This window comes from Sporomusa sp., from assembly GCF_057736855.1.
This window is the reverse complement of sequence record NZ_JBYKYF010000033.1, coordinates 4041-16083: the sequence shown is the minus strand read 5'-3', so window position 1 is coordinate 16083 and position 12043 is coordinate 4041. Positions and strand designations below refer to the sequence as shown.

Below are 12043 nucleotides of genomic sequence, written 5' to 3'. Positions count from 1 at the left end.
TTTAGCGTACATCAGGTGGTTTTTTATTTCCATGTGGTGTTGATTTGACGCTTACCGTCTAACTGGAATTATCCATACTTTTGTAATAGTCAATAATACCTATACAAAAACCTGCCTCAAGCATAAATAGCATCATAACAGGCAGTTTCCTAATTGTATAGTCGACCATACCATGCAGTACTACAGTTGACAAAGCTGCTGCACTACCCGAAGCTAACATATAGTAAAATGTATCCGATATATATCGAATATTTTTTATAATGTGCCTCGCAAGGAAAAACAAGAAACAAGTGAATGAAATAACTGCAAGAATTCCTGCATCTGTGGCAATACCCAAAAACAGATTGTGAGGATGCATTAATAGTTCTTTAGCACCAGAAATCATATATGAAGGATAATAGAATTTAAAGTTATTAAACCCCATGCCAAGCGGAAAATCTATTATCATCTTAGGAGCCGTTAGCCAAACATTCATCCGTTCAATATTCACCGGATCATAGACAGTTGCAAGAGTCGAAATACGAGTTGCTATGGCTTTATAGTGGGTAGAAGCAATTGCCCCTACAGTAATCAAACCAATAAAAATTCCCCGCCATCCTATTACACAAAAAAGTAGTATTCCTAAAGCTATGGCCGCACTTATCCAGGCACCACGCGATTGTGTAAGCAATAAAGCAAAAATATTGACAATAATGCCGCCATAGATTAGCCATTTTTGAATACCCTTTATAGATTTGCTGAAAGCAAGAATAATGAAAATCGGCAAACTAAGTTCCAGCATTTGCGCCATAATATTCACATTTGAAAAAAGGCCGTTTGGTCTTGGAATTTTCATTTCTATATTTTGGTAAATAGTCCAGATACTGCTCGCAGTAACAAAAGTTATCTGCAGAAATAAAGCTTTAACTACAATTCCAAGTCTTTGTTTTTGGATAGTGATATAAGCTCCAAAAAAAATTAAAATACCTGCTAAATAAACTAAAAAGCCATGAAGACTGAAAGATATCTTGTGTGCAGTTAGAACGGCCGGAATACTGGCTAGCAAGAAGAAAAAAAGACTAATATATATTGGTTTGGGCATTCGGCCAGCATAATTCATAAAGTATATCCTCTCCGTCATTTTATAGTTTGAAAATCTATCATCTAAGCAATGCACAGAGGTTCCATAAAAGTCGGTTTCTAGACAAAACAATATTATATTGCAATTGCTGATTCATACTCAATTTTTTTTTGTTAATTTGAGTCAGTTCCGCAATGCATTCCGGTTCCGCCATCATTGCCAAGGCTTCACGATGATTTCCATGCTTAACCATTCGCCATAATAATCGGTACCGAAGGAACCTTATATTTTCCTGCATAATACTTAAAATATTTGCGGTCTCTACATGATTCCCACGATGCTTTTTCACATATTCTATACTGCGTTTTAGAACTGCTATTCTTTGTAAACTTTTCTCCCATCTAAAAGCACAGTGACGGATAGAATCGGCTCTTGTTCGATATATCATTAAATTTTCCCGGACAGCTTGAACTTTAGCTATAGAAATAACTTTTATCCAAAATTCCGTATCTTCTCCCATGTCGCAGTTTTCTGTAAAAAGGATATTATTTTGCACAAGAAGTTTTTTATCAATAAGCACAGAGCCAATACACATACCAACTATACCTTTTACATACAGCAATAATATATCTCCGTCAGCATATTGAAATCGAAATTTTTTAAGTCTGCCTTGCTTATCCATTTTTTGATATCCGCTAAACACCATGTCAACATCGTGTAGCTCTTTCGCTGCAACGACTTTTCGCAGAAAGGACTTATCCCATAAGTCATCCCCATCCAAAAAAGCTATGTACCTACCCATAGCCATTCTAATACCTTGATTACGAGCAGCGGAAACCCCCCAATTCTCTTGCTCGTAAAGCTTAATACGGGAATCCTTTTCGGCAAAAGACTTTACAACCGCGGCAGTAGAATCACTTGATCCATCATTAACCACAATAAGTTCCCATGCTGTATATTCCTGATTAATAACTGATTTAATGCTTTCTCCTATATATGCGGCCACATTGTATGCAGGCATAATAATAGATACTATGGTTTCCAATTTTTTCCCCTCTTGCTTTTTTTGTCATTTCAAAAATTTACCTAACTCAGCTAAAAACAACTCTTTTTCCGCTTGGGTTACAGCAAAATTTACTTTTTTTAGCTTATAATTCAATCTATTTACATTTAATAGCCAAAGCAGCTTGCGTGGCAGCAACGGCCGGGGATAGATGTTATCGACATCAATCAATTCAATTTGAATATCTCCGGGTTTCTGTCCAGGATGGATAATAAAGTTTCCTAGCCAAGGATCAAGATGTACAAGATTAAGCCGAATCAATTTGCTCCATATGAAGGCAAACTGACTAATAATTTGCTTTCTTTGTTGAGGATCATGTTGAGCGCCTGCAAGGAGATATTTATGCAAGTCATCACCCGGAACTTCCCTGGTTACAAAAATACTCTCTGCAGGTCGCAGACCAGTTTTCCTTGTTATTGCCAACTCCGGCGGCGCAATAGCAACACCAGCCTGAGCAAGCTTATCAGAAAGGTTAAAATAACGTACAGCATCCGCAGGTCTAAAATAATTCTTCAGTATTTTACTTGTATGCAGAGGTACATACCATTTTAAGTAGTAAATTTTATCTTTAATTTTCATTTTATAGACTTTTGCCCTTATATTACGAATAAGTTCAAACTCACCGTCAGATTCTTGGTTATACCAAATATGCCGAATAATAGAATCTGCCAATTCCTTGGGCAATACATCTTTATAATAAAGAGTAATTTCCGAATTATATCTCTCTTTTTTTAGTGCCAACTCTAATTTTCTCCTCTATTGAAAAATAATAATTTAAGAAAAATTCCGCTTATAACAAAATTACTCAAAGGATGCCCGAGCCAATATAGCTTTTAATCAGCTTATACTATCGTTTTATATTCCTTCCCATTCTTTTTAAAAAAGTACTAAAGGCATCATATCGTTCTCTACCAAACAACCGCATCCAAAATAAGCGAAGGTTTTTCTTTATTCGTCTATTTAGCGGCAGCCATGAGCCTTCAAAATGATGAATGGTGTATGTATTTTCGGTAAGCACAATCTCATTACTCCGAGGACTCTTGGGACAAAAATAGTCACTAGGATAAATATGAACTTCGTTATCCAGTACCTGATATTGATTTCCTATCAGAAATCCGTGCTTTTTAGATAACTCACTAAGTAGAAAAGTATTAGGCTTAATATCCTCTCTCCCATTCTCCCGGTAAAAGCTGCGATTCTCATAATATTCCAAAAGCTCGCCCATCCACCAATGCTTGCTTATGGTTCCAAGAATACATGTGGAAATAAGATCATTATTTTCAAAACCAGAAAATGCTGGATGAACCAAAAAACAATCCAGGTTCTTCAGCACTTCCACATCGGTATCCATATAAATCCCACCATATTCATACAGCACATAAGCCCGCACATAATCAGACACAAACGCCCACCGTTTAGCTTCATAAGCTTCACGGGCAAACCTGTTGCTGTTAACATCGAACGTGTCTTCATTCCACAATCTCAGTTCATAATCTGGCAAGTACTTTTTCCAACTAGCTATACATTGGTTAGCCAAGGGCGACAATTCGGCACCGCCAAACCAGCAATAATGTATAATTTTGGGGATGACCGCTACTTGGTCATAATTCATGCTTATACCTCTTCTCACCACTCTATTTCCGCTTGCCGGTTACTTCAAAATATAAGGCTTCTGTTTTTGTCACGCAGCTTTCAATACTAAATTTCGCCAGCGCCGTCCTGCGAGCAGCCAGGCCAATCTCAGTACGATTAGCTTCATCAGCCAACAGAAAAAGAATATGTTCCGCCAAACCAGCAACATCGCCAACCTCGATCATCAGTCCGTTGACCCCATGGTCAATCATTTCTGGAACACCAGCAATGCGACTAGCAATGACCGGCTTGGCCATCAGCATCGCCTCGATTACATTTATCGGCAACCCCTCCATTTCCGAGGGACGCACAACAATATCGGAAATCGCAATCATTTCCGGTATATCTTGACGATAACCGCTAAAAATAAAATGGTCAGTCAGCTGCAGTTCCTGAATCCGCCGACGAAACAAATTCTCATGCGGACCATCACCGACTAGTAAAAAACGAACCTGGGGAAAACGCTCCACAATACGAGGTGCAGCCTCAATCAAATACTGCTGCCCTTTGGATTTGTATAAACGAGCTATCAGACTTATAACTTTGTCTTGTGGTTTAATCTGAAATTCTTGGCGCAGGGCATTAATTTTTATGGGATCAAATGCTGCAGGATTATATCGTTCCTGGTCAGCTCCGTTATAAATAGTATGCACCTTCTGCGGGGAAAAACCAAACTCATTAATAAATCGGATTCGTAAAAACTCACTGACTGTAATAATGTGATCATATATCTTGGCATGGATTTTTTTACCGTAAGCTCGATTCCATGGGTCATGAATGGTGACTAGGAAAGGAACTTGGGTCAAATATCTTGCGTAAGCCGCTACATACCCTGATGTTCGCTGATGTGCGTGAAGTATATCAATGTCATACTCCTGAACAATCTGTGCAACCTGGTGCGCTACGTTGTAATAACGGAGCGGGTTCTTAGGTCTAAAATCGAGTATAAACTGTTTTTTTACTATGCCATCCAATTGTAGCGATGCATTGCGATGCACAGCCAGATATACTGTATGGCCCCGCTGAACTAGTCCTTTGGCTAAGCCAACAACATGGGTTTCAGCTCCACCCACTGCCCATGGTTGCGAAAAAACGATTAAAATATTCACACAAATCCCTTTCCTGTATATATTTAGAACTTGCACTCAAGCTTTTGACTTGCGAATTAATCGTTTGCCGCAACGTTCTAGCTTGCGTAACAGAATAAAGATAATATGAAACCGGGAAACTTTGAGAGCAAATTCCCATAAAGGCTGTCTCGCAGGAATAGGTATTCTTGGTAATGCAAATATATTCTGGTGCCACAAAGGTGCATGATCAAATATAGCTAAAGCACCTTTATAACCTACCTTCTTGGCAATCTGTATTGTTTTGGCATCAAAAAAACCGTATGGGTAACACAGAAATTCAATCGTGTTTCCAAGATTTTTCTGTAACAACAATTTGCTGTCTCTCAATTCTTGCTCCAGTCTGATTTCGTCACATTGAGTCAGAAATGGGTGTTCCAGGGTATGCGAACCAATTTCCATCCCGGCAGCCTGCCACTGGCGTAGTTTGTCCCAGTCCATAGTCCGGGTAATTTGATGCTTAAAATTTTCCCATTTATTTTCCTTGCCAATCCAATTAACAATGGGAAACACTGTCGCCTTCATATTCCGCTCGCGCAGCAACGGCAGTGCGACAGTATAATTATCTTCATAGCCGTCGTCAAAAGTCAAAATAATTGGTCGGGAAGGAAGCGGCGTTTTTTCTTGGTAGTGTTGATATAATTCATTAAGAGATATGGTCGTATAGCCATGCCTTTTTAGATAATCCAATTGTTGTTTGAATTTTTCCGGCGGCAAGGAATTTCTTTCTCCAGGAACGTCAGCTATGCGATGATACATTAAAATGGGAATACGGTTACGAAATGTAATGTAAAGTACAGCAAGAAAACACAAAATCATCAAGAAAATTAGCAAAAGTATGTAAACTAACATTTTCTTCTCCCAATTATTTATAAGCAAAAATTAAATACGCTTATAATACAACACAATTAATTTTGATTATATTTTGTTTATCTGTTCGCATTGAATACGTCCTGATAAATCTCCACAAGCTTTTTCATCATAACATCATTATTAAATCGTTCTTCTACCAACTTTCGTCCTTGCTGCCCCATCGCGATACGAAGATTTCTGTCACCAGCAAGCATTAGTAACCGTTGGTATAATTCATCCAGGTTATTTCTCTCTACCAAAAAACCAGTAATCCCATTCTCGACCACCTCGGGCGTACCGCCAACGGCGTAGGTCACTACTGGTTTTTCTAAAGCCATGGATTCAGCCAATACCAAGCCAAAGGTTTCAAAACGGGATGGCAACACCAGAGCATCAGCACAAACTAATACCTCTTGAACATTAGCCATATGTCCCAGACAATGTACTCGCTTATACAGGTTATTTCTCCAAACATGATACTTTAAATTCCATAATCCTTTACCCTTCCCAATTACTAACAAATGCCAGTTTTGCGCTCCATTATAGGTCTTCAAAATTTTTAACATATCCTCGTGACCTTTGCTATGCAAATTTTTTATTCTAGATACCATGGCAATGATAAATGCATCTTCCGGTATACCAAGGGTTTTACGAATAGCATTTGATTTCTTATTATTGGGGTTAAATCTTTGCAAGTCAATACCACTATACAAAGTGACCAACTTATCTGGTGCAAAACCTTTCTCTAGGGCATAGCGGCGTACGTACTCACTGACGCAAATGATTTTATCACATTGTTTAAGAACCATTTCTTTGGTAATGTGTCCAAATATTCCATGCGCCGTATACACGACCGGAATCTCAAGCCGCTGCGTTGCCCGGACAGTTGCAATTCCGGCAGCAGCAGAATTGGCATGCACAATATCAATTTTACTATTTTTAACAATTTGTTTCAATCTATAAGCCGATAGTGGGATATTGAAGCGTATAGGAACAAAGTGATGTTTGATTCCTTTTTCCTGCAGAAAATCGGCTAATATTCCTCCGCCTGATGCAACACTTACGGAAAAACCCATTTGCTGTAATGCGACCGCAGTCGTAGCAACATAGGTCTCTGCTCCACCAATGTTGAGGCGTGGTACAACCAACAATATATTCAAAACGTCTCCTCCCACAATCACCATCTGCAGCTTTACAAATTATATCAAATCATTCTAACATATATTGTAAAAGTCTGCTATCTAAAATACGTTAAAATTTTACTAGTAGGAAATTTTGCTCCTTCAATACCTAGCTCTATCAAGGGAACCTTGTTACTGCCGTCAACACTTCGTTAACACTGATCATGTCCAAACAAGCTTTACCTTCCGGACATTTTCGCTGCCAGCACCCCTGACATGCACGGTCTACGGTCAACACAGTATGTCCTAAGCCATAAGGACCATTCCTTAACGGATCTGTAGGGCCAAATAACGCAATTACCGGAGTATTTAAAGCTGCCGCCAGGTGCATGGGACCCGTATCACCGGCAACAACGGCTTTGGCATTTTTGATAATATAGGCCAATTGCTTAAGAGTAGTTTTGCCAGTTAAATCCACTGGTGGAATCATCATATTGGCGACAATTTCGTCCATAGCGGTTTTATCCGCGTTGGTGCCGACAAAAACAGGAATTAGGTGCTGTTCAAACAATTTTTCCGCTAATTGAGCAAAATGTCCAGGCGGCCAGCATTTGTTTGGCCAATTGGTACCAGGAATTAATACAATATAGGGGCTAGTTATGTCTAATCCAGCCTGTTTCGCGATAGCGGTCGCCGAGGTTGCTTCTTTTTCCGTAATATTAATAGTAAATTCTGGCATAACGACATGACAGCCTAATTCTCTGGCCACATCTAAATAGCGTTCAACAATATGACCATGGCTATTGGGACCGCATACCTGCTGACTCACTTTATTGCTTAATTCCCGAGCATTGCAATACACAAAACGTTTAGGCGCACCGCTTAGATAGGTAATGGCTGCACTTTTAAACAGCCCCTGTAGGTCGAGAGCCAGATCAAACCGACGCCTGCGTAAATCACTAATAAAACCGGGAGCATGCCTAAGAAAACCTCCCAATGTTTTAAAGCTGGCTTTATCAAAAATAATAATTTCATCAATATTGGGGTTATTGGTTAACAAATCATACGCCGGCTTCTCCACCACCCAGGTAATGCTGGCTTGGGGAAATTTTTGTTTGAGAGCTGATGCAACTGGCAGCGCATGAATAACGTCGCCGATGGCGCTAAGTTTGACGATAAGAATATTACGGTAACTCAAGTGATACCTCCTGCAGAGGAGATTAATTTTTATGCTTCTCCGCTTATTTTCTTAATAATATTACTGGACGATCGTCCAGGAACTTCAGGCACTAAGACGATACGACCGCCATACGCTGTTACAATTTTGCTTTCAGGCAAGGTTTCGATGGTATAGTCGCCACCTTTAGCGTAGATATCAGGTTTTATCTCTGACACTAGATTTTCGGCAGTGGTCTCGTCAAAGATGACCACATAATCCACTGCCGCTAAAGCGGCTAAAACTTCGGCTCTGTCCTCCTGAGGATTGACGGGGCGGGTAGGTCCCTTGAGAGCACGCACCGACTGGTCACTGTTAAGACCGACAATTAAGTAATCGCCTAAAGCGCGAGCACCGGCTAAATAACGCACATGCCCCGCATGAAGTATGTCGAAGCAGCCGTTAGTAAACACAATCGTGTTACCGGCTGCTTTTAATTGCTGAACAATAGCTGCAATATCGGTTCTGTCGATAATTTTCATTGACGATACTCTCCAATAGCTAGTTTCAGTTCTGCCGGAGTGGTAGTAGCTGTCCCAGGTTTGCGGACAACTACACCAGCGGCAATATTGGCTAAGCGAGCAGCATCATAGTAGGATGCCCCAGCGGCAAGTGCCAGCATCATAGTAACAACAACGGTGTCTCCAGCACCAGTGACGTCATAGACTTCACTCTTGTTGCTAACTGGGATGTGGGATATTGCACCTGAACGTTCAAACAAAGTCATGCCTTCCGGCCCTTGCGTGATTAATATAGCTTCAGCAGCAAGGCATTCTAGTAAGGTTTTGCCAGCATGCCTAAGTGAGTCTGGATCTAGGTCGGTAAGTCTAAGAGCTTGAGCAGCTTCGGATTCATTTTGCTTAACCAGCTTAATGCCTTTATAATCCATAATATTATAACGGGAATCTACCATGGAGGGTATTCCTGCCTGATTGCAGGCTTCAATCACCGTGTTTCTTAACTCAGGAAAAACAGAATAACTTCCATAATCACTAATGACTACCGCATCCATCTGGTGGATATGGGTTTCAACATAGTGAAGCAACCGCTGCTTGACATTCTCTGCCAGAGCATGTTTGCTTTCACGGTCGATGCGAACAACCTGCTGACGAACAGTTGCCTGCCCTCCCGCCATTACCCTGGTTTTGGTGATGGTCGGACGGGAAGGGTCAACAATACATCCTTGAGTATTGACATTCTTGCTATTGAGAACTTGGATTAACTGCCGACCAGCATTATCGTCACCAATAATGCCCACCGCAAATACTTGGCCTCCCAATGTCGCAGCATTGTGAACCGCATTAGCGGCACCGCCGGGTACAACGGTTTCTCCCGCATGTTCCAGGATAAGAACAGGTGCTTCCCTGGATATGCGGGAGATCTTTCCTTCCAGGTAAATGTCAGCTACCATATCGCCGATAATCATAATTTTTTTATTTTGGAGGTTGTCAATTAGATGAGTTAGATGCTGAGACACAACTAAGTCTCCTTTCAGAGAAGAGGTTACCTACGAAAATTCATCACAATTACCAGCGAATGGTACTGATATCAAATTTGATCCGGTCCTCTTTCGCCTGGTAGGTAATTTTTGCCTCCCAGCAATGGAGGTTCCGATACCAAGTATAGTCCAGATCTTCTACCCGTTTTTGGTCTAGGTTATAGTTTCGGGTTATGCCAATGGCATTCATTTTGTCAATTTTGTAGATAAAGCCGGATTTGAATTCACGGTTGAGATCGTCACTATCATATTCAAACAGGGTATCATTGTGTTGGGTATAATGATAGCCTACCCAGGTATTGAGGCGTTCAGACCACTTTTTCGTTAAAGCAGCATCAAATTTAAAGATATCTTGGGATGAATCGTTGTAGCTTTCACGTATATATTCAAAGCCTGTTCCGAGATACAAGTTCATGGAATTACTCAGTCTAATGGGATCACGTTTAAAATACAGCTCATACTCCTGGTGCCAGCTTGTTATATCGTCGTCCTTCCATTTACCGTACATAGCCGTAAAAGTATAGCTGACAGGCAAGTTTCCTAATCGGTGAGGGTTATAAGAAAATTTGAATTCAGGTTCTTTTTTGATCCAGTTGTCATCATCGTCCAAAAAATGACCTTGGACTACGCCGATAGAGAAGTTTTTCTCCCGCTGCAACAGCCCGAAATTAGGTTTAAAATCAGCCTTACTATAGTAGTCAAGGTTAGCAATGGCCGAAAGTCTGTCATTCAAAGGATAATCAATATGCTGTTTTATATAAATCCCTTGATCACTATCATAGCCGATTTGCGGAAAAGAGGCTTTTTGGTCATTGGCTAGCGACTGCCTATACTTGGGCAAGGAAAAAATAACCTTATTTCCAATCCAAAACTTAGCATTATACGCAATCAATTGCTCGCCAGGCCAAATCTCAATTTTATCAGCGCTGATATGATAGTCAGGTACTTTGGCCGGGCAGTTAGTGGTTGACCCATGGTTGATGACATACTGATCTGGGTAGATATTGATTAGCTCCCCTGCAACGTATTTACGGCCTATTTGACCTTTGACATCTTCCATACTGCCGGTTTTCAGTTTGTAGTTGTATAGCGTGTGATAGCCTGACAAATTAGAATCTGACTGAGAAAAACGTGCTTCGTCGTCGATCCAGATTTCACTTAATTTTGTATTGCCATTAATCCGTTCAGCCTCTACCCTCTGCCCCTGGTTGGTGATTACAACATTTCCTTGCGCAACAATGTCACCTGTTTCATCACTGAAAGACAGGTTATCGGCTTCAATTACAATTGGCGCTTTAGAAGGCTTTGAGGCATTTTGTTCCTGTGAGGCTTGTTCGGTTGTAACCGCTGTCGTGGAATGGGTGGTTTGGTTTTCTTGCGCCTGGCTGACATGAAGTCCGCCAAAGACGATAGAAAAAGCTAAGATCCCCAGCATAATTTTATTATTATTAGGCATAGCGCTAACTATTCTCCTGTCCTAGATAAAAAGTTACATATCTAATGTTTATTCGCTACGTATTGCACTATTCCTTTTTGAGATACCTTGTAATATGTAGAAAAGCCGCTAAAATGCGGCTTTTTATAAGGTTTTTCACCTTTTATTTTACAGTAATCCCATATATTTCGACGTCTTCTTGGGTTTGCACGTAGGTTTGGCTGCCAATAGGAATCTCAACATCTTTGCCGCTGACAAAGGCACCCCCGATGACACCTACGGGTCCCATGACAATCATACCAGCAACACTGGCACCTGCAGCTTTGGCCATTGATTTAGTTTCTTTTTCGGCTTTTTCACCAACAAAAATATTAATGGTACTGCCATCAATTGTTTTGAGTGTATCAAAGCTTATTTCAAGTTTGGCATCACGGCCAAAATTTTTTCTCGGAGTTACTTTTACCACTTTCCCGGTTCCAGTAGCTCCTTTAGGGAGGACAAGGACATTACCGACATATACGTCCTCAGCCACGGCTAAAGCCACGCTGTCGCCCTCGCGGCTTTTTTTGCTGTTCAAAGTGGAAAGGGTCTTAATCTTGATCAGAGTATCTTTCGGAATAAGAATGCTAACAACTTCCACATGGCCGTTTGCGTAAGCAAGCTCGAGAAGTCCGTCCAAACGGTCTTGTAACGAACCAGCTTTAGGGCTACCGTTCATAATGGTTTCAAGATTATCAATTCTCGCCTTGATGGAGTTATTGCTTACACTTCGTGTCAGCGTCCATTCTACCGAATTGAGCTTAATTAACATTGATGGAGCCTCTTCGGTAGTTTCAAGAATGTCAGTATACAGTTTATCCACACGTGGCAATAGGGCTTCCGAATTTTCACTACCATAGACAACTTCTTCCACTTTGGTTAGCCGATCAGTCAGAGAACCTGTTTGGGCTGTACCAAAGACAGCTTTTTCGATAACTGCCAGTTTACCGATAGCGGTGAGATCATTAGCAGATTGGGCCGAAACGGGAACAGCAAATGC

At 40.7% G+C, this 12043-nt stretch carries 12 protein-coding genes; all 12 read right to left on the bottom strand.

The genetic code is table 11. The features are described 5' to 3' along the window. Positions 1-58: 58 nt before the first annotated feature. Entirely contained in the window at positions 59-1099 is a 1041-nt protein-coding gene (locus tag AC29Z1_RS03875; RefSeq protein ID WP_488270146.1) for an O-antigen ligase family protein, read from the bottom strand. A 40-nt stretch (positions 1100-1139) separates the two neighbouring features. After that, on the bottom strand, positions 1140-2105 hold the full coding sequence (locus AC29Z1_RS03870; RefSeq protein WP_488270145.1) for a glycosyltransferase family 2 protein: 966 nt from the start codon (positions 2103-2105) through the stop codon (positions 1140-1142). A 24-nt stretch (positions 2106-2129) separates the two neighbouring features. Then, a complete protein-coding gene (locus tag AC29Z1_RS03865; RefSeq protein WP_488270144.1) occupies positions 2130-2864 on the bottom strand; it encodes a lipopolysaccharide kinase InaA family protein in 735 nt (244 codons plus the stop codon). A gap of 106 nt (positions 2865-2970) precedes the next feature. Next, positions 2971-3735 carry a glycosyltransferase family 32 protein gene (locus tag AC29Z1_RS03860; protein WP_488270143.1) on the bottom strand — a complete coding sequence of 255 codons (765 nt, stop codon included), beginning with the start codon at positions 3733-3735 and terminating at the stop codon, positions 2971-2973. Between the two features lie 22 nt (positions 3736-3757). Then, positions 3758-4864 (bottom strand): glycosyltransferase family 4 protein, encoded by a 1107-nt coding sequence (locus AC29Z1_RS03855; protein WP_488270142.1) that lies wholly within the window; start codon positions 4862-4864, stop codon positions 3758-3760. Between the two features lie 36 nt (positions 4865-4900). After that, the gene (locus tag AC29Z1_RS03850; protein ID WP_488270141.1) at positions 4901-5701 is read right to left on the bottom strand and encodes a polysaccharide deacetylase family protein; all 801 of its coding nucleotides are present in this window, start codon (positions 5699-5701) and stop codon (positions 4901-4903) included. Between the two features lie 110 nt (positions 5702-5811). After that, a complete protein-coding gene (locus AC29Z1_RS03845) occupies positions 5812-6894 on the bottom strand; it encodes a glycosyltransferase (RefSeq protein WP_488270140.1) in 1083 nt (360 codons plus the stop codon). Positions 6895-7033: 139 nt separating this feature from the next. Further along, entirely contained in the window at positions 7034-8053 is a 1020-nt protein-coding gene (gene waaF, locus AC29Z1_RS03840) for a lipopolysaccharide heptosyltransferase II (RefSeq protein ID WP_488270139.1), read from the bottom strand. Positions 8054-8082: 29 nt separating this feature from the next. Continuing rightward, positions 8083-8553 (bottom strand): D-glycero-beta-D-manno-heptose 1-phosphate adenylyltransferase, encoded by a 471-nt coding sequence (gene rfaE2 / locus AC29Z1_RS03835; protein ID WP_488270138.1) that lies wholly within the window; start codon positions 8551-8553, stop codon positions 8083-8085. Next, on the bottom strand, positions 8550-9548 hold the full coding sequence (locus AC29Z1_RS03830) for a bifunctional heptose 7-phosphate kinase/heptose 1-phosphate adenyltransferase (RefSeq protein ID WP_488270137.1): 999 nt from the start codon (positions 9546-9548) through the stop codon (positions 8550-8552). The genes rfaE2 and AC29Z1_RS03830 overlap by 4 nt, the downstream gene beginning before the upstream one ends. Before the next feature lie 49 nt (positions 9549-9597). Next, on the bottom strand, positions 9598-11025 hold the full coding sequence (locus AC29Z1_RS03825; RefSeq protein WP_488270136.1) for an LPS-assembly protein LptD: 1428 nt from the start codon (positions 11023-11025) through the stop codon (positions 9598-9600). Between the two features lie 142 nt (positions 11026-11167). Continuing rightward, positions 11168-12043, bottom strand: an 876-nt coding sequence (locus tag AC29Z1_RS03820) for a hypothetical protein (protein ID WP_488270135.1), incomplete at its 5' end; no start/stop codon positions are given.

What these genes read in the sequence shown, in the direction of transcription:
- AC29Z1_RS03875 (WP_488270146.1), bottom strand. Translation starts at nt 1,099, where the DNA reads ATGAATTATGCTGGCCGAATGCCCAAACCAATATATATTAGTCTTTTT.
- AC29Z1_RS03850 (WP_488270141.1), bottom strand. Translation starts at nt 5,701, where the DNA reads ATGATTTTGTGTTTTCTTGCTGTACTTTACATTACATTTCGTAACCGT.
- rfaE2 (WP_488270138.1), bottom strand. Translation starts at nt 8,553, where the DNA reads ATGAAAATTATCGACAGAACCGATATTGCAGCTATTGTTCAGCAATTA.
- AC29Z1_RS03825 (WP_488270136.1), bottom strand. Translation starts at nt 11,025, where the DNA reads ATGCCTAATAATAATAAAATTATGCTGGGGATCTTAGCTTTTTCTATC.
- AC29Z1_RS03860 (WP_488270143.1), bottom strand. Translation starts at nt 3,735, where the DNA reads ATGAATTATGACCAAGTAGCGGTCATCCCCAAAATTATACATTATTGC.